The 20058-nt window shown below is 61.6% G+C and carries 16 protein-coding genes; 11 read left to right on the top strand and 5 right to left on the bottom strand.

All coding sequences use genetic code 11. From position 1 onward, the window contains the following. The first annotated feature begins 2 nt into the window (after positions 1-2). From rimM to rplS, 3 genes are read left to right on the top strand one after another with little or no spacing between them, the layout of a single operon-like run. The gene (rimM, locus tag Q8O96_RS13030) at positions 3-539 is read left to right on the top strand and encodes a ribosome maturation factor RimM (protein ID WP_102861299.1); all 537 of its coding nucleotides are present in this window, start codon (positions 3-5) and stop codon (positions 537-539) included. Beyond that, positions 521-1294 carry a tRNA (guanosine(37)-N1)-methyltransferase TrmD gene (gene trmD, locus Q8O96_RS13025; RefSeq protein WP_170001093.1) on the top strand — a complete coding sequence of 258 codons (774 nt, stop codon included), beginning with the start codon at positions 521-523 and terminating at the stop codon, positions 1292-1294. Before rimM ends, trmD begins: the two co-directional genes overlap by 19 nt. 45 nt (positions 1295-1339) lie before the next feature. After that, a complete protein-coding gene (gene rplS / locus Q8O96_RS13020; RefSeq protein ID WP_007927677.1) occupies positions 1340-1690 on the top strand; it encodes a 50S ribosomal protein L19 in 351 nt (116 codons plus the stop codon). A gap of 58 nt (positions 1691-1748) precedes the next feature. Here the strand turns inward: rplS and Q8O96_RS13015 are convergent, their stop codons facing one another. Then, entirely contained in the window at positions 1749-3875 is a 2127-nt protein-coding gene (locus tag Q8O96_RS13015; RefSeq protein WP_305948915.1) for a DUF4132 domain-containing protein, read from the bottom strand. A gap of 326 nt (positions 3876-4201) precedes the next feature. On the opposite strand from Q8O96_RS13015, the gene Q8O96_RS13010 reads away from it, so the two are divergent. Beyond that, positions 4202-4615 carry an acyl-CoA thioesterase gene (locus tag Q8O96_RS13010; RefSeq protein ID WP_102861301.1) on the top strand — a complete coding sequence of 138 codons (414 nt, stop codon included), beginning with the start codon at positions 4202-4204 and terminating at the stop codon, positions 4613-4615. 57 nt (positions 4616-4672) lie between these two features. Here Q8O96_RS13010 and Q8O96_RS13005 read toward each other — a convergent pair whose 3' ends face one another. After that, positions 4673-6475 (bottom strand): sodium:proton antiporter, encoded by a 1803-nt coding sequence (locus Q8O96_RS13005; RefSeq protein WP_115581670.1) that lies wholly within the window; start codon positions 6473-6475, stop codon positions 4673-4675. A gap of 107 nt (positions 6476-6582) precedes the next feature. Between Q8O96_RS13005 and xerD the strand changes: the two genes are divergently transcribed. From xerD to Q8O96_RS12975, 6 genes are all read left to right on the top strand, one after another. Next, positions 6583-7479, top strand: a complete 897-nt coding sequence (xerD, locus tag Q8O96_RS13000) for a site-specific tyrosine recombinase XerD (protein ID WP_102861303.1) — start codon at positions 6583-6585, stop codon at positions 7477-7479. Positions 7480-7628: 149 nt separating this feature from the next. Beyond that, positions 7629-8360, top strand: coding sequence for a thioredoxin fold domain-containing protein (locus Q8O96_RS12995; RefSeq protein WP_102861304.1), 732 nt, complete (start codon positions 7629-7631; stop codon positions 8358-8360). A gap of 135 nt (positions 8361-8495) precedes the next feature. Beyond that, positions 8496-9800 (top strand): homoserine dehydrogenase, encoded by a 1305-nt coding sequence (locus tag Q8O96_RS12990; protein WP_060842565.1) that lies wholly within the window; start codon positions 8496-8498, stop codon positions 9798-9800. 107 nt (positions 9801-9907) lie between these two features. Beyond that, positions 9908-11317, top strand: coding sequence for a threonine synthase (gene thrC, locus Q8O96_RS12985; protein ID WP_115581671.1), 1410 nt, complete (start codon positions 9908-9910; stop codon positions 11315-11317). A gap of 91 nt (positions 11318-11408) precedes the next feature. Next, the gene (locus Q8O96_RS12980; RefSeq protein ID WP_305948914.1) at positions 11409-15023 is read left to right on the top strand and encodes an ATP-binding protein; all 3615 of its coding nucleotides are present in this window, start codon (positions 11409-11411) and stop codon (positions 15021-15023) included. Between the two features lie 90 nt (positions 15024-15113). After that, complete coding sequence (locus Q8O96_RS12975; protein ID WP_305948913.1) at positions 15114-16379, top strand: EAL domain-containing protein; 1266 nt, start codon at positions 15114-15116, stop codon at positions 16377-16379. A gap of 18 nt (positions 16380-16397) precedes the next feature. On the opposite strand, the gene Q8O96_RS12970 is transcribed toward Q8O96_RS12975, so the two are convergent. Beyond that, positions 16398-17051 carry a response regulator transcription factor gene (locus tag Q8O96_RS12970; RefSeq protein ID WP_180988524.1) on the bottom strand — a complete coding sequence of 218 codons (654 nt, stop codon included), beginning with the start codon at positions 17049-17051 and terminating at the stop codon, positions 16398-16400. Positions 17052-17269: 218 nt separating this feature from the next. On the opposite strand from Q8O96_RS12970, the gene Q8O96_RS12965 reads away from it, so the two are divergent. Next, a complete protein-coding gene (locus Q8O96_RS12965) occupies positions 17270-17557 on the top strand; it encodes a DUF3509 domain-containing protein (RefSeq protein ID WP_102861309.1) in 288 nt (95 codons plus the stop codon). 168 nt (positions 17558-17725) lie between these two features. On the opposite strand, the gene Q8O96_RS12960 is transcribed toward Q8O96_RS12965, so the two are convergent. Together Q8O96_RS12960 and Q8O96_RS12955 are read right to left on the bottom strand one after the other, a co-directional pair. Further along, positions 17726-18577 carry a TIGR02285 family protein gene (locus Q8O96_RS12960; protein ID WP_371826177.1) on the bottom strand — a complete coding sequence of 284 codons (852 nt, stop codon included), beginning with the start codon at positions 18575-18577 and terminating at the stop codon, positions 17726-17728. 76 nt (positions 18578-18653) lie between these two features. Then, complete coding sequence (locus Q8O96_RS12955) at positions 18654-19853, bottom strand: CaiB/BaiF CoA-transferase family protein (RefSeq protein ID WP_102861311.1); 1200 nt, start codon at positions 19851-19853, stop codon at positions 18654-18656. Positions 19854-20058 lie beyond the last annotated feature (205 nt).

Below are 20058 nucleotides of genomic sequence, written 5' to 3'. Positions count from 1 at the left end.
CTATGAACGCGACGCCAGCTCCTGCTGATGATTTGATCGTTATCGGCAAAATCTACTCTGTTCATGGCGTTCGCGGCGAAGTGAAGGTCTTTTCCTTTACTGATCCGATTAAAAACCTGTTGGACTACAAAACCTGGACGCTCAAGCGCGAAGGTAGTGTGAAACAGGTTGAGCTGGTCAGCGGACGCGGGAACGACAAGTTCCTGGTCGCAAAGCTCAAGGGTCTTGATGATCGCGAAGAAGCTCGTCTTCTGGCCGGTTACGAGATCTGCGTGCCGCGCAACCTGTTCCCTGAACTGACCGACGGCGAGTACTACTGGTACCAGCTGCAAGGTCTCAAGGTCATCGACACCCTCGGGCAACTGCTCGGGCAGATCGATCACCTGCTGGAGACCGGCTCGAACGATGTAATGGTGGTCAAGCCTTGCGCTGGCAGCCTGGATGATCGCGAACGCTTGTTGCCCTATACCGAGCAATGCGTGTTGGCCGTCGATCTGGCAGCGGGCGAGATGAAGGTGGAATGGGATGCGGACTTCTAAGCGTGGCTAACTTGCGCGTAGAAGTGATCAGTTTGTTTCCCGAGATGTTTTCCGCCATCAGCGAATACGGCATAACCAGCCGCGCGGTGAAACAGGGGCTCTTGCAGCTCACTTGTTGGAATCCGCGAGACTACACCACGGATCGACATCACACTGTGGACGATCGCCCGTTTGGCGGTGGCCCTGGCATGGTGATGAAGATCAAGCCCCTGGAGGATGCACTGGTTCAGGCCAGAAACGCAGCCGGGGAGGGTGCGAAGGTGATCTACCTGTCGCCCCAAGGCCGTCAACTGAATCAGTCGGCGGTACGCGAGTTGGCGAATGAGGATGCATTGATCCTGATTGCTGGTCGTTATGAAGGCATTGACGAGCGGTTTATTGAAGCTCATGTCGATGAAGAGTGGTCGATTGGCGACTATGTACTCTCCGGTGGCGAGCTGCCGGCGATGGTCCTGATTGATGCGGTTACGCGACTGCTGCCCGGAGCTTTAGGGCATGTGGATTCCGCGGAGGAAGATTCCTTCACGGACGGTCTGCTGGATTGCCCGCACTACACCCGACCGGAGGTGTATGCGGATCAGCGTGTTCCCGACGTGTTGCTAAGTGGCAACCACGCACACATCCGGCGTTGGCGTTTACAGCAGTCCCTTGGTCGGACCTATGAACGACGCGCCGATCTTCTGGAAAGCCGCTCGCTTTCTGGAGAAGAGAAGAAGCTGCTCGAGGAATATCTCCGCGAGCGGGACGATAGTTAACAACGTATCGATGGTAGATCCGACGATTTACCTTAGGAGCACAGCATGACCAACAAAATCATCCTTGCACTCGAAGCAGAGCAGATGACCAAAGAGATCCCAGCCTTTGCCCCGGGCGACACCATTGTCGTTCAGGTGAAAGTGAAGGAAGGCGATCGTTCCCGTCTGCAGGCGTTCGAAGGCGTAGTTATCGCCAAGCGCAACCGCGGTGTGAACAGCGCGTTCACCGTACGTAAAATCTCCAACGGTGTTGGCGTAGAGCGTACTTTCCAGACCTACAGCCCGCAGATCGACAGCATGGCTGTCAAGCGTCGCGGTGATGTGCGTAAAGCCAAGCTGTACTACCTGCGCGACCTGTCGGGTAAAGCAGCTCGCATCAAGGAAAAACTGGTTTAAGTCCAGCTTCCGATGCAGAAAAAAGCAGCCTACGGGCTGCTTTTTTGTTGCCTGTCATTTAATGCCCGGAGCGGTTCAGCAGGGCGCAGACCGTGTTGGCGATCCGTTCCAGCAGTACCTCGTCATAAGGCAGCCAGGGCAGGGCGGCCAATTTGCCACTTTGTGCCGCCAGTGGCAGGTCCACCGCGGCTCCATCGCGTGACACGCGCCCGGTCACCAGGTGCACGGCGTAGTCACCGACCCGCACATGGCGCTCATCCATACTCAGCTTTCCTGCCTTGATGTGCGTCGCAAAGGCTGTATTCAGCACCTGTTGGCGCATCAATGTCATTTGCGTGAGATTGTGCCCGGCCAGTCGATTCAGGCGCTCTTCGCGCTTGCCTGGCGAGGCCTGGGGAAGAGGAATGCCAGCGGCGGTCTGCGTCAGTTCTTCAACGGCGAAAGCGCTGATGCTGACCAACAGATCGATGGCTCGGCAAGCCTCTGAAAAGACCTGCACCGGCACATTTTTCAGCAGCACAGGCTGCCAGTGTTTCTCGGTGCGACGAGCGAAGCACGTGGCGCCGGACAAGCAGTGTCCCTGTAAGCCGGGATAGAGTGGCACGTCGACATTCAGAGTCACTCGGATGTCGCTCAGGTTCCGGCTCAGGCTACCGTCTCTGTCGATCTTCCAGCCCTCGCGGCGTGCCAGGCCGATCAATGGGCGAATGGATAGGCTGTACCCGGCGAATGCTTGGTAGGAGGGGCTTTCCAGCTCATGCTCAGGCGCCTGGTAGTGCTCGCGAAATACCTGGCGCAGTGGTTGCCTGATCTGGCGCTCGGTGATCACGGCTTGCCAGGCTTGGCGCTCTGCTTCGTCGCTCGACAGGGGGTGCCACAGCGAAATCCGGCATCCGGCGCCCAGGGACAGCGGCTGACCCCGCACGTCAAGAGCTTGCGCGTTTTGGATCAATAGGAAACTGCAGCGTTGGCCACAGTCGTTGTGAGCCACCCATATCAACGAGTGGGCAAAGGGCGCGCCCACGGCAGAATCCACCAGCTGCCTTCGCCAGTCGCTCAAAGACAGCTCGAAGTGTTGCCACAGTCCTGACTCCAGGCAACTGGCCAGAAGCGCGTGCTGGGCTTTTCCGGGAGCACTGACTGGGGCAAGGCGCAGGGCAATCTCGGGGCGTTGGGCCAGCCCGCGCTCGGCGGGTTTGAGATTGCGCGTGAGTTTTTTCTGCAGGCCGGCATGTCGCACCAGGCTCAGGGCGCTGCGCAGCGTTTGCACGCTTTCCGGCGTTGGTATCTGTTCGATGCAATGACCCAGGGCAATGGCCAGGGATTGCGACGGCGCGGTTTTGGCCTGGGTTGGGGCGACGCAAGCCTTGGTCAGCAAAGTGTCCATCAGTGGCGGTAGCCAGGGCGCATCGCGCCGCAGGGCGATCCGGGCGGCACGGGCGATTACTGGCGTGTCATGGGTGCTGAAGGCGCCATCGGCCACATAGGGGGTGGCGCCGCTGTGAATATCTTCCAGGCGCTGGGCGGCGGTGTTGAGGATCTGCTGGGAGAACTCGACGTAGGCAGCATCGTCGGCCAGCGCCGTTGCGGGGTCGCTGCTCAGTGAGTGATGACCGGTCCAGTACTCGCTGCTGGCAAGGGCCAGTCGGGATTGCGGTTCCAGTTGTTCAAGCAGTTCGAACTCCTGCCGGACGTAGGGCGCATCGGCGTAGTGTTGTTCCACGCAACGGTGCAGGGCTGCCTGGGCTTGTGCATCCAGCCATTGTGCCAATACGTACGTCTGGTGGTAGTCCGCAGCCCAGCGTATCGAGGGTTCGCCGAGGATTCTATGTAACTCGCGGCTCACTGCACTGCTCGGTCTGCCGCTGTGATAGGCAAGTTGCTCCACCGCCTCCTGGCCGCTCAGACAAGTGCGCAGCACCTCCAGCAGGGTGGTCTGATCGAGTTGTGGGCACAGTTCCAGCTGTGCGGCCTGCTGCACAATTGAGTTCGCCATCTGCTGCGCAGCCGGGTTTTCAGGGGTGCGCAGTGCTCGGCGGATAGCCGGCCACAAGCTGCCCAATTGAGCGGGTGTCAGTGGGCTGATATCGATGGGCGCGCCAATGAAACTCGGATGATCCGTTGTCGCGGCGCTCAGGCGTTGCTGCAGGTGCTCGACGAGCGAAGGCGCGGAAAGGGCATCCATGACGGCGGTTCTCCTTGTTGGGGGCGCGGATGATCGCATTTTTTATCGCCGATCGTGACCTCTGACCCCTGCCGGGTTCTTTCGGCCCCTGCCGGGCGACGATATACTCGCCGACCCAATAAAGTGTGATCGCCCGCGCCGTGCAGCCTGCACGGAACGCCCAGGGTGCGTCACACCCTCCCGGCGTTCCTGGCCTGTTGTTATCCACAGGCAGGCAGCCCCCGATTATTCCCATCAAGCCTTTGGTCGCTGCCTTGCAGCGCTCATCGGCGTTCCATGCCCGCAGCGTGCCCCTGCGCGGATCTATCCATTCAGGCAGTAGTCCGATGACCCTTCGTGAGCAAGAAATCCAGCGTCGTACCGAACTCTCGGTGACCCGTGTGACCAAGGCGGTATTCCCGTCCACCACCAATCATCACAACACCCTGTTCGGCGGCACCGCCCTGGCCTGGATGGACGAAGTGTCGTTTATCGCCGCCACGCGCTTTTGCCGGTTGCCACTGGTGACAGTGTCCACCGACCGTATCGACTTCAATCATCCGATTGCCGCTGGTTCTATTGTCGAGCTGGTAGGGCGGGTGGTGAAGGTGGGCAACACCAGCCTCAAGGTTGAGGTAGAGGTGTTTGTCGAGAGCATGAGTTGCGACGGACGGGAAAAGGCCATTCATGGTCTGTTCAGTTTCGTCGCCATTGATGACGACAAACGTCCGGTGCCGGTGCTTCCGGGATTCGCAGCGTAGGAGCCGGCTTGCCGGCGAAGGCGTTCCTGCGGGCCCCTTCGCCGACAAACCCGCTTCTTAGAGAGACTCGGGTTGGATCAGTGCCAGCAGGGTCCAGCCAGCCGTCGGCTTGAGGCCGCTTTCCGGGGTGATTACATGCACCCAGCCGTTGCTGTCGCGGGCGAACAGCAGGGTTGCGCGTTCGCCGTGCAAAGTCTGGTAGTCGTTCCAGCCAAAGGCTTCGGTCAGGTGCGTGCTGTACAGCTCTGCGCCTTGGCCCAGCAGGCTGGCCAGCTTGGTGTAGGTCAGGGCCTCACTGCCCAGTAGCTGGCCGCGATGTTCGTGGCTGGCGCGGTGCTTGTCGGTGCGTCGGCTCTCCTGACTGTTGGCCAGGGCAAAAAGGCGCTGATGGCCAAAGTCGTGTCGAAAGCGCATGGCTGCCAGGGTATTGAGTTCGCCTGAAGGTGAGAGCGCCAGCAAATGCCCCAATCCCACCAGATCCAGATGCGCGTCGGCGTGCTGCGAGGCCGGGTTGCCGAAATAGGTGGGTAGGCCTTCCATGCGTGCTGCACGGATATTCTCCCAACTGGAGTCGGTCAGCAGCACTCGGCTGCCCAGCTGCTGCAAGGCCTTGCCAATGGTGCGTGCCGGGCCATTGGCGCCGACAATCAGGAAGCCGCTGGGAGCGGGCTCCGCGACTTTGAGCAGGCGCGCCAAGGGCCGGGCAGTAGCGCTTTGCAGGACCACGGTGCCGATGATCACGGCAAAGGTCAGTGGCACCAGCAGCAAAGCCCCCTCGTGACCGGCTTCATCCAGGCGGATGGCGAAGATGGCCGACACCGCTGCCGCAACAATCCCCCGTGGCGCAATCCAGGCCAGCAAGGCGCGTTCACGCCAGTTGAGGCTGGAGCCGGCAGTGGACAGCAGCACATTCAGTGGGCGAGCGATGAACTGGATCACCAGCAGCAGGATCAGCACCAGCGGCCCCAGGGCGATCAGTGCCTTGAGGTCCAGGCGCGCTGCCAGCAGGATGAACAGTCCGGAGATCAGCAACACGCTGAGGTTTTCCTTGAAGTGCAGGATGTGTCTTACGTCCACGCCCTTCATGTTGGCCATCCACATGCCCATCAGCGTCACCGCCAGCAGCCCGGATTCGTGCATCACCTGGTTGGACGCGATGAAGATTCCCAGGACTGCGGCCAGGGTCGCCAGGTTGTGCAGGTACTCCGGTAGCCACTGGCGACGCATGATGGTGCCTAGGACCCAGCCGCCGGCGATGCCGAACAGGCTGCCGCACAGAATCACTCCGCCAAAGGTCAGCAGGCTGTGGCTCAGGCCCTCGCCGGCGGCGCTGGCGATGATGAAGCTGTAGACCACCACCGCCAGCAGGGCGCCGATAGGGTCGATGACGATGCCCTCCCAGCGCAGGATATTGGCGATCGAGGCCTTGGGTCGTACCACTCGCAACATGGGCACGATCACCGTCGGCCCAGTGACCAGCGTCAAGGTGCCGAACAGCAGGGCCAGCATCCAGTCGAAGCCCAGCAGCCAATGGGTGGCCAGGGTGATCACTGCCCAGGTGGACAGCGCGCCGATGGTCACCATGCGGCGCACCACGCTGCCGATTTCACGCCATTCCGAGAGATGCAGGGTCAGGCTGCCCTCGAACAGGATCAGCGCCACCGCCAGGGACACCAGGGGCATCAGCAGCGGGCCGAACATCTCCTGGGGATCGAGCCAGCCCAGCACTGGACCGGCAAGAATGCCGCTCAGCAGCAGGAACAAAATGGCTGGCAGTTTCAGCCTCCAGGCCAGCCATTGGCAGCCCAGTGCTGCCGCGCCGATGCCGCCGAAGGCCAGCAGAATCTGTTGTTCGCTCATCAATGCACCCTGTTCCTTGAAATGGCTGGCTATGAAAGACTAGCGACCCTCTGCGCAGTTCACTATTTTTTTACGCGTGGCCCCTGGGCCGTGCCTTTCGAGTCTTTATGCCCGCCATCGACCACCCCCTGATCGACCGTTTTCTCGATGCCCTGTGGCTGGAGAAAGGCCTGTCCGACAACACCCGCCATGCCTATCGCAGTGACCTGGCGCTGTTCAACGGATGGTTGCAGGAGCAGGGGGTGGAGTTGCCGCAGGCCGGACGCGAGCTGATCCTCGATCATTTGGCCTGGCGCGTGGAGCAAGCCTACAAGCCCCGTTCCACGGCCAGATTCCTCTCGGGGGTGCGGGGCTTCTATCGCTATTTGCTGAGAGAAAAACTGATCGAGATCGATCCGACTTTGCAGATCGATATGCCGCAACTGGGGCGCCCGCTGCCCAAGTCCCTGTCGGAGGCCGATGTCGAGGCGTTGCTGGCGGCACCGGATTTGAGCGAGGCCATCGGCCAGCGCGATCGCGCCATGCTGGAGGTGCTCTACGCCTGCGGCCTGCGGGTGACTGAGCTGATCAGCCTGACCCTGGAACAGGTCAACCTGCGCCAGGGCGTGTTGCGGGTCATGGGCAAGGGCAGCAAGGAGCGCCTGGTGCCTATGGGCGAGGAATCGATTGTCTGGGTCGAGCGCTACATGCGTGATGCCCGGGCCGAGCTGCTGGGCGGGCGGCCCAGCGATGTACTGTTTCCCAGCTTGCGTGGCGAGCAGATGACGCGGCAGACCTTCTGGCACCGGATCAAGCACCAGGCCAAGGTCGCCGGGATCGGCAAGGCGCTGTCGCCTCACACCCTGCGCCACGCCTTCGCCACGCACTTGCTCAATCACGGGGCCGATCTGCGAGTGGTGCAGATGTTGCTGGGCCACAGTGATCTGTCCACCACCCAGATTTATACCCATGTGGCGCGTGCCCGCCTCCAGGATCTGCACGCCAAGCATCACCCGCGGGGTTGATTTGGCTCCCGGGTGGCGCTTTGCGTCGCCCGTAGTCGGTGCCGGCAAACAGATGTGGTAGGCTTTGCCGGTTTGCAAAACGGGTGTTTGCGGGCCGTTGCCATTGCGACCGCTCCCAGTTGCCCATTTGCCCGCCTTCAGGAGTTCCCATGCGTTTGACCCAGATTTTTGCCGCCGCCTCCCTGGCGTTGCTCAGCACCTTCGCCGTGGCCGATGACAGTGCCGAGAAAGCCATCCGCAAGAGCCTCGAGACGCTGCAGCTCGAAGTGCCGGTGGAGAGCATCACCGCCAGTCCTCTGGCCGGGCTGTACGAGGTCAAGCTCAAGGGCAGTCGCGTGCTTTATGCCAGTGCCGATGGCCAGTTCGTGGTCCAGGGCTATCTGTTCCAGCTCAAGGACGGCAAACCGGTGAACCTGACGGAAAAAACCGAGCGCCTGGGCATTTCCAAGTTGATCAACGGCATTCCGGTCGCAGAAACTGTGGTCTATCCGGCCATCGGCGAGACCAAGACCCACATCACCGTATTTACCGACACCACCTGCCCGTACTGCCACAAGCTGCACGCGGAAATACCGGCACTGAACAAGCAGGGTGTGGAAGTGCGCTATGTAGCGTTCCCGCGTCAGGGCCTGGGTTCGCCGGGTGACGAACAGCTGCAGGCAGTCTGGTGTTCGGCGGACAAGAAAGCCGCCATGGACAAGATGGTCGACGGCAAGGAAATCAAGGCCGCCAAGTGCGATAACCCGGTGTCCAAGCAATTCGCCCTGGGTCAGTCGATCGGCGTCAATGGCACGCCGGCCATCGTCCTGGCTGATGGCCAAGTCATTCCCGGCTACCAGCCGGCACCGCAGATCGCCAAACTGGCCCTGGGTGCGAAATAATCCTGCATCGTCACGCTAGCCTTTGACGATCATGCTCCTCCGGTTGCAACCGAAGGGGCATTAATAGAGAGCCGTGCTGTTTGCGGCTGTTTTCCACGGCCGGCCTTGAGTCGGCCGTTTTATGGGGAGTTCAGAGTGAATCCGGTCAAAGTAGGCATCTGTGGGCTGGGTACTGTCGGTGGCGGTACCCTAAACGTACTTCAGCGCAACGCCGAGGAGATTGCCCGCCGTGCCGGGCGTGGAATCGAAGTAGCGCAAATTGCTACCCGTACGCCAAAGCCTCAGTTCCAGACGACCGGTATTGCGATTACCAACGATGTCTTCGCCGTGGCCACCAACCCTGAAATCGATATCGTTATCGAGCTGGTGGGCGGCTATACCGTGGCCCGTGAGTTGGTGCTCAAGGCCATCGAGAATGGCAAGCATGTGGTTACCGCGAACAAGGCGCTGATTGCCGTCCACGGTAACGAGATTTTCGCCAAGGCCCAGGAGAAGGGCGTGATCGTGGCCTTCGAAGCCGCCGTGGCCGGTGGCATTCCGGTGATCAAGGCAATCCGCGAAGGGCTCTCGGCCAACCGCATCAACTGGCTGGCGGGGATCATCAACGGCACCGGCAACTTCATCCTCTCGGAAATGCGCGAGAAGGGCCGTACCTTCGAAGACGTGCTGGCTGAAGCCCAGGCCCTGGGTTATGCCGAAGCCGATCCGACCTTCGACGTTGAAGGCATCGACGCCGCGCACAAGCTGACCATCCTGGCGTCCATCGCCTTTGGTATTCCGCTGCAGTTCGACAAGGCCTACACCGAAGGCATCACCAAGCTGACCACGGCCGACGTGAACTACGCCGAAGCCCTGGGCTACCGCATCAAGCACCTGGGTGTGGCGCGCCGCACCGAGGCCGGCATCGAGCTGCGAGTGCACCCGACCCTGATCCCGGCCGACCGCCTGATCGCCAACGTCAACGGCGTGATGAACGCGGTGATGGTCAATGGCGACGCTGCCGGTTCGACCCTGTTCTACGGCGCTGGCGCCGGCATGGAGCCGACCGCTTCGTCGGTGGTGGCCGATCTGGTGGATGTGGTTCGCGCCATGACCAGCGATCCGGAAAACCGCGTGCCGCACCTGGCCTTCCAGCCTGATTCCCTGTCCGATCACCCGATCCTGCCGATCGAGTCCTGCGAAAGCGCCTACTACCTGCGCATCCAGGCCAAGGATCACCCGGGCGTACTGGCCCAGGTGGCGAGCATTCTTTCCGAGCGCGGCATCAACATCGAATCGATCATGCAGAAGGAAGTGGAAGAACAGGATGGCCTGGTGCCGATGATCCTGCTGACCCACCGCGTTCTGGAGCAGCACATCAACGATGCGATTACCGCGCTGGAGGCCCTGCAGGGCGTTGTCGGCCCAGTGGTCCGTATCCGCGTCGAACATTTGAATTAATGAAGCAGCCGCAAGTGGCGAGCGGCAAGCGCCAAGTCAGAAGCTGATGTGCTTTGACTTGAGGCTTGAAGCTTGCGGCTTGAGGCTCAAACCGAAGGTTTGTCCCCATGCGCTATATCAGTACTCGTGGCCAGGCACCGGCCCTGAATTTCGAAGATGTGCTGCTGGCCGGTCTGGCCAGTGATGGCGGTCTCTATGTGCCGGAGAACCTGCCGCGCTTTACCCAGGAAGAAATCGCTTCCTGGGCCGGCCTGCCGTATCACGAGCTGGCGTTCCGGGTCATGCGCCCGTTCGTCACCGGCAGCATTCCGGATGCCGACTTCAAGAAGATCCTGGAAGAAACCTACGCGGCCTTCTCACACAACGCCATTGCCCCGCTGCGTCAGCTGAACGGCAATGAGTGGGTGCTGGAGCTGTTCCACGGCCCGACCCTGGCGTTCAAGGACTTCGCCCTGCAACTGCTGGGGCGCCTGCTGGACTACGTGCTGGAGAAGCGCGGCGAGCGCGTGGTGATCATTGGCGCCACTTCCGGTGACACCGGTTCGGCGGCCATTGAAGGCTGCAAGCGTTGCGACAACGTCGATATCTTCATCCTGCATCCGCACAACCGTGTCTCGGAAGTGCAGCGCCGGCAGATGACCACCATCCTCGGCGAGAACATCCACAACATCGCCATCGAAGGCAACTTCGACGACTGCCAGGAAATGGTCAAGGCCAGCTTCGCCGACCAGGGCTTCCTCAAGGGCACCCGTCTGGTGGCGGTGAACTCGATCAACTGGGCGCGGATCATGGCCCAGATCGTCTACTACTTCCACGCGGCCCTGCAGTTGGGCGGCCCGGCGCGCTCCATCGCGTTCTCGGTGCCCACCGGCAACTTCGGTGACATCTTCGCCGGCTACCTGGCACGCAACATGGGCCTGCCCATCAGCCAGCTGATCGTCGCCACCAACCGCAACGACATCCTGCACCGCTTCATGAGCGGCAATCAGTACGTCAAGGAAACCCTGCACGCGACCCTGTCGCCGTCCATGGACATCATGGTCTCGTCGAACTTCGAGCGCCTGCTGTTCGACCTGCACGGTCGCAATGGCGCGGCGCTGGCGGGGTTGATGGAGAGCTTCAAGCAAGGCGGCGGTTTCAGCGTCGAAGAAGATCGCTGGAGCGAAGCGCGCAAGCTGTTCGACTCCCTGGCGGTGAACGACGAGCAGACCTGCGAGACCATCGCCGAAGTCTTCGAGCAGACCGGCGAGGTGCTCGACCCGCATACCGCGATTGGCGTCAAGGCCGCCCGTGAGTGCCGTCGCAGCCTGGATACACCGATGGTGATCCTGGGCACGGCGCACCCGGTCAAGTTCCCGGACGCGGTGGAGAAGGCCGGTGTCGGCAAGGCTCTGGAACTGCCGGCACACTTGTCCGACCTGTTCCAGCGCGAAGAACGCTGCACGGTCCTGGCCAATGACCTGAAAGCGGTGCAGGCTTTTGTCAGCCAGCACGGCAATCGTGGCAAGCCACTCTGATCCCTTGGTCTTGTCGTCCACGAAGCCCGTCTCCTGACGGGCTTTGTTTTTTCATGCGCAAGCTTGGCCCGTCAGGGGCAGGGAGGCCCGGATGATGCTTCGTCAAACGTACAGGGTAGGGCGCGTCCTGGGCCTGCTAGTGGCGGGCCTGCTGGCCTGGGCCGTGCTCTGGGGTGTCGCGCTGGCCGGCACGGCGAAGAACCTGCCCTTCAAGCTGGTGCCGGCGTTCGCCGATCTGCAGCCTCTGGCCTTGGCGCCTGCCGAACAGCAATGGTTGGCGAGGCATCCGCGCCTGAGGGTGGGGATCGCCATTGATGACTACCAGCCCATCGACATCACCCGTGACCGCAATCGCTATCAGGGCATCAGCGCCGATTACCTCGGTCTGGTGGGCGAGCGATTGGATGTGACAATGGAAGTCCTGGGGTTTTCCGAGCGCGAGCAGGCGGTCGAAGCGCTGCGTAACGGCACCATCGATGTGCTGACCAGCGCCAATGGCTATGAGCGCGGCCTTTCGGGGCTGCGCTTCACCAGCGACTACATGCCCGACAGGGCGGTGGTGGTGGTGCGCCGCGACGGGTCGAGCCCCAGTGATGATCTGGCCGGCAAGAAACTGGTGTTGTTGGACGGTTATGCCAACGCCGAACAGGTGCATGCGGCGTATCCGAACAGTCAGATCATGCTCTCGCCCAATCTTTACAGCGGCCTGGAGGCATTGAACCAGGGCGACGCCGACGCCTTCATCGGCAATGAGATCATCGTGCGTGCCTACAAGGCCCTGCGCCCTTACCTGGCGGTGCGGATTCAGGATGAAAGCCGTTTGCCGCCGACGGGCTTCGCTTTTGCCACCCGTGATGACAACGCCCTGCTGGCAGGCCTGCTGGAGCAGGCACTGCAGAGCATTGACGAATCCCTGCAGCGGGAAATACAGGCGCGCTGGACCACCGGCCTGGGGGCGAATATCTCCGGTGAGCGGATCGAGCTCAGTGCCGAGGAGCAGGCCTGGATTCTTCAGCATCCCCACGTGATGGTGGCGTCCCAGCAGTACCCGCCTCATGTGTTCAAGGACAAGGAGGGGCGCTGGGCCGGTCTGAACATCGACCTGCTCAACCGTATCTCGCGCATGACCGGCCTGCATTTCGTGCACAAGGAGAGCCTTTCCACAGCACAGACCCTGGAGTGGCTGGAGAGTGGGCAGGCGCAGATGACTTCTACCCTCACGGCCAGTGAGGACCGGCGGTTGTTCCTGAATTTCTCCCATGCCTTCGGTGGTGCCGCCTGGGTCTTTGTCGTGCGTCCCGAGGATCGCCGCCTGAGCAGTCTGGAGCAGATGGCCGGTGAGGTGCTGGTGTTGCCGGCGCGGCACACCCTTGAGAGCTACATCCGGCGCTACTATCCCGATATTCGGCTGCGCAGTGTCGACAGCTATGAGCAAGCCCGGGCCCTGGTCAGCAGTGGTGAAGCCATGGCCACCATTCAGAACGAGGTCCAGGTCCAGGCGCTGGGGTTGGGGCCCGCTGACGATGGATTGCGGGTGGGACGCAGCGTTGAAGGTACCTGGTCGGCCGACGAGTTTTCCGTGCGCAAGGATCAACCCGAGCTGCTGAGTATCCTCAACAAGTCGCTGGAGGCGCTGCCCGTGGCGGAGCTTAGCGCCATCCGTCTCAAGTGGCTGGGGGCCACGCCGGTGCCGATGCCGGTCTGGCAGCGAGTGCCGACCTGGGTGTACTGGGCCATTTCCACCGCGCTGCTGTTCGGTCTGATTTCCCTGGCCTGGAGCAGTCGGCTCAAGCTGCAGATTCAGCAGCGATTGCAAGCCGAGCAACGGCTCAACGATCAATTGGTGTTCATGCGGGCCCTGCTTGACGGCATTCCCAACCCGATCTTTGTCCGTGATCTGCAAGGGCGCCTGATCACCTGCAACAAGAGTTATGAACAGCAGTTGGGGACGAGCCTGGAACAGATTCGGGGGCGACAACTGACAGAGCTGGATCTGCTGCCTGCAGCCACCGCGCGCCAGTTGCATGGCGAGATCATGCAGTTGCTGGCGTCCGAGGAGTCGGTATTCGCCGACCGCCAGGTGCAGACGCGCAACGGATCGATCCACGCCTATCAATGGACGGTGCCGTTCTACAGTGCCGAGGGCCGTCTGCAGGGCTTGCTGGGTGGCTGGATCGATATCACCGAGCGCAAGCGTCTGGAGAACCAGTTGGTACAAGCGCGTCAGTCCGCCGACCAGGCCAATGCCGCCAAGAGCGCTTTTCTCTCCACCATGAGTCATGAGATTCGCACGCCAATGACCGCCATCGTTGGCTTGCTGGAACTGGAGAAAGAGCAGGCCAGGGTGCGTGGCGCGCCTTTTTCCGAGGCTCTGCGGGTGGCTTATCAGTCTGCCCAGGAGTTGATCAGCCTGATGGGGGACAGTCTTGATCTGGCCAAGATCGAGGCCGGCCATATGCAACTGGTGCCGCAGGTCACCGCCCTCAAGCCTTTTTTCGACAGCGTCCGGCAGCTCTTCGAGGTGACTGCGCGCAACCAGGGCGTGCATTTGCAACTGGTCTTCCACGAGGAAGCCCGGGGGCGTTATCTCTTTGATCCGTTGCGCTTGCGCCAGGTGCTGCACAACCTGTTGAGCAACGCCTTGAAGTTCACCGCTGAAGGTGAAGTGCGGGTGACGGTGGAGCGCCAGCCGGATGAGTCCGGTATCCCGTGTCTGCGTATCAGCGTCGCGGATACCGGCCCGGGAATCAGTGCCGAGCAGCAAGCGAGGATATTCACGCCCTTTGTCCAGGCCGATGCCATGACCTCTTCAACCTATGGCGGCACCGGGCTGGGTCTGAGCATCTGCCGGCAGTTGATCGAGTTGATGGGCGGGCGCATTCACCTGCTGAGTGAGCCAGGAGCCGGAACCGTTGTTGTCATCGAGCTGTATCTGGAGCGGGTCAGCGAGGATCTCGATCCGCAAGTCTCGCCGCCTGCCGAGCGTCCGCCGAGCCGCAGCATCGAAGTGCTGGTGGTGGATGACTTGAGCGCCAACCGCATGGTCCTGAGCCAGCAGCTGATGTTTCTCGGGCATCGGGTCGTGGCCTGTGACAACGCCCGTGAGGCGTTGCAGCGCTGGCGCTCCGGGACCTTTGATGTGCTGATGACCGATTGCAACATGCCGGGCATGAGTGGCTACGCCCTGACCGAGGCCATCCGCCAGATCGAGGCGCAGGAAGGGCGTTCGCCCTGCCCGGTGATCGGTTGCACGGCCAACGCGTTCGAAGACGAGCGCGAGCGTTGTGAGCGCGCCGGCATGGATCAGTTGCTGGTCAAGCCGGTGACCCTGGATCAGTTGGCCCAGTCTCTGGCCCGTTTCCTTCCGTCGCCATCCTTCAACATCCAGACCTTGCGCGGCATGACCCAGGCCGACGAACACGTGTTGCAGCGCATGTTGCAGGAGCTGTTGCGCAACCTTGCCCAAGAGCAGCAAGCGCTGGAAGAGGCTTTGGCGGTGCTGGATTGGGAGCGCCTGAGAGGCACCTTGCATCGGCTCAAGGGTGTGTGCTGCCTGATCGACGCCTTGCCCCTGGCCAAGGCCTGTATCGAGCTGGAGGTGCTGGTCAAGGAGCGCCAGGAGCAGGCGCTGGGCCGTCAATGGCCGCTGCTGCTTGAGGTCATGGGGATTTTACGCAGCGATATTCAGATGGCTCTGGACGAATAAGACTTGTCCTATGTGTGATTAGGACTTGTCTGATTACCGTATCGGCCCGTAGTGGACTGTTCCCACCTGCGCCGATCGGAGGTTGCCCCCATGCATTCGCTAAAAGTGCTGATTCTCGAAGACAACTCGTTCCAATTGATGGCCTTGCACCAGATGCTCAACGCCAATGGTGTCTTCAACGTGCTGACCGCCGAGAACCAGCAGTCCGCGCGGCGCTCGCTGGACAGCAAGGGGCCGGTGGATATCGCCATCTGCGATCTGTACCTGGAGCAGACCGATGGCCTGGAGTTGATCCGCGAACTGGCCCAGCAGCAACTGGCCAAGGCCCTGATCATTCTCAGCGACGCAGAGCCGGATGTCCTTGAAGGTACAGCCGGCATGGCTCGCGAGTTGGGCTTGAAAGTGCTCGCGTGCTTGCCCAAGCCGGCTTCGGCTGCTGTGCTCGGCGACTTGCTCTGTGCCTATCAACAGCACGCCAGGGCAGCCGGCCCCGAACTGAACCAGACATTGCTCCGGGACTTGCTGGGCCTTGAGCCCTTTGTCTTCGAGGACGTGACTCAGGATGAGGGGCTTGCGGCGGTGCTGGGTTGTGGGGTTGCGCATTTTCAGCCGGTCATCCATGAGCATGGCGAGCTTCAAGGTGTCGAGGCGCTAGCACGCTGGCAGCATCCTGAGCGGGGCCTGCTGATGCCCGGCGAATTTCTTCCGCTGATCGAGTTCGCCGGCCTGCAAGAGGTCTTCACCTGGCACATGCTGGAGCAGGCACTGGAACTGGTGGCCGGGGTGAAACTGGTGCTGGGCTACTGGCTGCCGGTTGCCGTGAACATTCCCACCGGCATCCTCGAGCGGCCGTTGTTCCCCCGTCAGTTGGAGGCGTTGCTGAGGCGCTTCGAAGTGCCGGCCCGGATGCTGACCCTGGAAGTCATCGACACCACGCAACTGCAGACCGATACCGCCCATGTGGAGGCGCTGCTGCGCCTGCGGATGATTGGTTGCAAGTTGTCCATCGGCGATTTCGGCACCGGTGGAACCAGCCTGCAGCGCTTGCTGGAGTTGCCGTTCACCGAGCTGAAGATCCCTCCGGTGTTTGTCGCCGGCATGGCCGCGGATGAGCGCAAGCGGGCGCTGGTCGGCGGTGCGATGAACATGGCGCGACGCATGTCCCTGGGGGTGGTGGTGACCGGTATCGAGACCGAGTCCGACTGTGTGGCGGCCAGGGGCCTGGGGGCGGCTCATCTGCAGGGTTGTTTCATCGCCCCGCCGATGAGCGCCGTCCAGATGCGCCAATGGCTGGCCGAGACCCCAGGCGTGGGCAGCAATGGCCTGGATGGGCAGGCCGCCGGTCTGTGTGCTTAAGGTCGCTGCCCGTAGCGCCTAGGACAGCCCGTGTTCCTGGACATAGATGTACAGCGCGGCTTCGCTGGCCAGGCCCAGTTTGCGCATGGCGCTGACTTTCTGCGCGCTGACCGTCTGTTTGCTGCGGTTGAGCTGAGTGGCGATGGTTCCCACTGCATGGCCGGCGGCCAGCAGGCGGATCACTTCCAGTTCCCGGGGCGACAACTGATCCTTGGAGACCAGTCGATCCGGTCCCACTTCACCGGCAAGGCTCAATGCTCGCTTGATGGCCTGGGCCACATAGCGTTTGTGCTGTCGCGCATGGGCAATGGCTGACGGCAGTTCATCGGCCAGGCTGGCCTTGCTCAGCAACCCCATCACCCCCAGGTCGAGGATCGAGCGAAACAGCCCGGCGTGATTGAGCATGGTCACCACCACGATGGGCAGGTCGGGATGATGCCGGCGCAATTGCTCGATCAGGCGCAGGCCGTCGTTCTGCTGCTCCTCGGGCATCATGAAGTCCGTGACCAGCACGTCGCACTCGACTTCCTGCATCAGCTGGCTCAGGGCAGAAGGCGAGCGGGCTTCACCGACAATGGCCAGGCTGTCGTCCTGCTCCAGCACGGCACGCAAGCCAATCAGGAAGATCGGATGATCGTCGGCAAGGATGATGCGCAATTTGTTGTTCGACATTGCTTTCAAAGCTTGGGCTCCAATGCAACGGCGGCGTGGTTTGCGCCTGGTCGGCCGTTTTATATCTGTCATGTTACCCGTGCATGCTCGAATGACTCAGGTCGGCAGCAGTAGGTGTGGCGAACTTTCTTCTCTGAGCGATGGTCACTTGAATGTCAGAAAGCTACCGGCATTTTTGTTTTCGAACCTCTAATTCGAGCTATTGAGTGGTGATCTAGATGGAAAGTATCAGTCTTTTGTTGAGCGAGTCGCTGAGTCCGTACCAGGTCACACTGACGCCTTGCGGCGGCCATGGCGAATGCCTGGTGACCCTGAAGAACGCGGCTGGCGCCATGGTCTTGGAGCGTGAGGTCAATCAGGCCCAGCTCACCGACAAGCGCCTGCTTACCGACGTAGTCGATGGTCTGCACCGTGACGTGCTGATCGCCGAAGGCCGGCTGGAACCCTGTGTGATCGCCGCGTTGCGCCATGCAGCTGAAGGCAAGGTGTTCGATCAGCGCAACTGATGCAAATTTTTGCGGAACCTTCCTGTCACCCGGTCAGTCAGACTCAGTATCAGCAGGATCAGGCATTGTGCTCCGGTGCTTGTAGCCGGCTGATACCGGTCGTCAAAGACCGCGTTTAACCCCGAGTCGTCTCCCCACTTCTCGGGGTTTCTTTTTGCCCGGGATTTGTCAGTGGTCGTGCAGATCGCGGAAATAGGCCCGGGCGTCGGCACGGTATGGGGCGCGCATCTCCGGCTCCAGCCAGGCGGCATACAGCTCAACCAGGCGATCCTCACGCAGCTTGAGCAGGGCCTGGTTGATCCGGGCTATGGCTTGTCGCCCTTGGGCGGTCTTGCTGCAGCCGATATGGATCTCCTGATACTGCTGGGTGCCCTGGATCGGATAGAACTCCAGCTCCTGCGGGTCCATGCCTTGCTGCATTGCCTGGTAGCGAATTTCCGGCCAGTAGCCCAGCAACACACGCAGGCGCCCCAGGCGCTGCATCTGCAACAGGCTGCCCAGGGCGTCGTTGCCGTGGTGGGCATTGACCGAGTCCGCGGGGGCTGCTTGCAGCAGGTTATCGACTTGCTGGCCATAGCTGCGCTCGGCAACCACTCCGACTTTTTCCTGGCCGCTGGCGAGCAGGGCGCGCAGATCGACCTTGCCCTCCCGGACGAACGGGGTCAGGTGTTCATGGTCGGCGCGGCGGATCACCAGGCCATTGCTCAGGACTCGGAAGCTGGTGATGGAGAAGGTCACCCACTGTTCGCGCTCCTTGTTCATGATCAGCGACGGGTCGCAGACGAAGGTCGGCTCGCGCAGCATCTGCAAGCCCCGGGCGCGATTGACCCGCACTATCTGTTGTGGGTACTCCGGCAGGCTGGCGATCAGTTGCGGCATCAGCAGGTCGATGACCCCTTGTCCTTTCTGCTCACCCTCGAAAATGCTCAGCGGCGGCAGGTCTCGCAGCAGCCAGAGCAGCGTCTCCTTGGGTTCGCTGAAGGCGTTCGGCAGCCACAGCAGGGCGAGCAGAAACGTCACGCAGCACCTAAGGCGACGGCGTAGGAAGGGTGGATGGGCGCCGGACAGGGCGCTGATGGAAAACCGGCTTTTCAGCTTAGATCGCCCCAGAGTTGCGCAAGTGTTGGATCTGTTCGCTGCTGTAGCCCAGGCTCGCCAGGACTTCTGTCGAATGCTCGCCGAGCTCGGGGCCGACCCAGTCCGCGGAGCCGGGCGTCTCAGAGAGTTTCGGCACGATGCCGGGCATCTTGAAGGGCTTGCCGTCGGGCAGTTTGGCCTGGAGGAACATTTCCCGAGCGAGGAACTGCGGGTCGTGGAACATGTCCTCGGCGCTGAAGATCCGGCTCGCCGGGACGTCAGCCTGATTCAGCTGCTGCAGTACCTGGTCCAGGGGCAGGGAGGCCACCCAGCGGTCGATCACGCCATAGAGTTCATCGCGGCGGGTATCGCGTCCGTCGTTGCTGGCCAGGGCGGGATCGTTGGCCAGGTCGTCGCGACCGATAAGCAGCATGAAGCGCTTGAAGATCGCATCGCCGTTGGCGCCGATCTGCACATGCTTGCCATCGGCGCTGGTGTGGATCGAAGACGGGGTAATGCCGGGCATGATGTTGCCGCTGCGCTCGCGGATAAAACCGAACACATCGAACTCCGGAACCATGCTTTCCATCATGGCGAAGATCGCCTCATACAGCGCCACGTCCACCACTTGCCCCTGGCCGCCGTTGACCTCGCGATGACGCAGGGCCATCAGCGCGCCGATCACGCCCCACAGGGCCGCGATGGAGTCGCCAATGGAAATCCCGGTGCGTACCGGCGGACGATCCTCGAAGCCGGTGATATAGCGCAGGCCGCCCATGGATTCGCCCACGGCGCCGAAGCCCGGCTGGTCCTTCATCGGGCCGGTCTGGCCGAAGCCCGACAGGCGCACCATCACCAGTTTCGGGTTGAGGGCGTGCAACACGTCCCAGCCCAGGCCGAGCTTCTCCAGGACCCCGGGGCGGAAGTTTTCGATCAGGATGTCGGCTTCGGCCAGCAGTTGCTTGAGCACCGCCAAGCCTTCGGGATGCTTGAGGTTCAGGGTCAGGGATTTCTTGTTGCGGGCCTGGACGAACCACCACAGCGAAGTGCCTTCATACAGCTTGCGCCACTTGCGCAGCGGATCGCCGCCGTCCGGAGACTCGACCTTGATCACCTCGGCACCAAACTCGGCGCAGATACGCGAGGCGAATGGGCCGGCGATCAGGGTGCCGAGTTCGATCACTTTCAATCCGGCGAGGGGCTTGCTGAGGCTGTTCATGGGGCATCCGCTGGGCAGGAAAATCCGCCTAGCCTAGACCATTGGTTGCCATTAAGGCAGCGCTGGACGGTGGCCTTCATTCATTATTTTCAGGTCGATGGCGGGATAATTGTGCTTCTCATTCTCTTGGGTGGCGGGTTTAATGGCGCCTTTCATGAGAAGGGCGGTTGCAAATCCTTCGATCTGGTCTATGCCCCGTGACAGG

The sequence above is a fragment of the Pseudomonas sp. LPH60 genome, assembly GCF_030718165.1.
In the GTDB taxonomy this organism is placed as follows: domain Bacteria; phylum Pseudomonadota; class Gammaproteobacteria; order Pseudomonadales; family Pseudomonadaceae; genus Aquipseudomonas; species Aquipseudomonas danubii.
Note: the sequence above shows the minus strand (reverse complement) of the source record. Positions and strands in the feature narration are given on the sequence as shown.

What these genes read in the sequence shown, in the direction of transcription:
- rimM (WP_102861299.1), top strand. Translation starts at nt 3, where the DNA reads ATGAACGCGACGCCAGCTCCTGCTGATGATTTGATCGTTATCGGCAAA.
- trmD (WP_170001093.1), top strand. Translation starts at nt 521, where the DNA reads ATGGGATGCGGACTTCTAAGCGTGGCTAACTTGCGCGTAGAAGTGATC.
- rplS (WP_007927677.1), top strand. Translation starts at nt 1,340, where the DNA reads ATGACCAACAAAATCATCCTTGCACTCGAAGCAGAGCAGATGACCAAA.
- Q8O96_RS13015 (WP_305948915.1), bottom strand. Translation starts at nt 3,875, where the DNA reads ATGGATGCCCTTTCCGCGCCTTCGCTCGTCGAGCACCTGCAGCAACGC.
- Q8O96_RS13010 (WP_102861301.1), top strand. Translation starts at nt 4,202, where the DNA reads ATGACCCTTCGTGAGCAAGAAATCCAGCGTCGTACCGAACTCTCGGTG.
- Q8O96_RS13005 (WP_115581670.1), bottom strand. Translation starts at nt 6,475, where the DNA reads ATGAGCGAACAACAGATTCTGCTGGCCTTCGGCGGCATCGGCGCGGCA.
- xerD (WP_102861303.1), top strand. Translation starts at nt 6,583, where the DNA reads ATGCCCGCCATCGACCACCCCCTGATCGACCGTTTTCTCGATGCCCTG.
- Q8O96_RS12995 (WP_102861304.1), top strand. Translation starts at nt 7,629, where the DNA reads ATGCGTTTGACCCAGATTTTTGCCGCCGCCTCCCTGGCGTTGCTCAGC.
- thrC (WP_115581671.1), top strand. Translation starts at nt 9,908, where the DNA reads ATGCGCTATATCAGTACTCGTGGCCAGGCACCGGCCCTGAATTTCGAA.
- Q8O96_RS12980 (WP_305948914.1), top strand. Translation starts at nt 11,409, where the DNA reads ATGATGCTTCGTCAAACGTACAGGGTAGGGCGCGTCCTGGGCCTGCTA.
- Q8O96_RS12975 (WP_305948913.1), top strand. Translation starts at nt 15,114, where the DNA reads ATGCATTCGCTAAAAGTGCTGATTCTCGAAGACAACTCGTTCCAATTG.
- Q8O96_RS12970 (WP_180988524.1), bottom strand. Translation starts at nt 17,051, where the DNA reads ATGTCGAACAACAAATTGCGCATCATCCTTGCCGACGATCATCCGATC.
- Q8O96_RS12965 (WP_102861309.1), top strand. Translation starts at nt 17,270, where the DNA reads ATGGAAAGTATCAGTCTTTTGTTGAGCGAGTCGCTGAGTCCGTACCAG.
- Q8O96_RS12955 (WP_102861311.1), bottom strand. Translation starts at nt 19,853, where the DNA reads ATGAACAGCCTCAGCAAGCCCCTCGCCGGATTGAAAGTGATCGAACTC.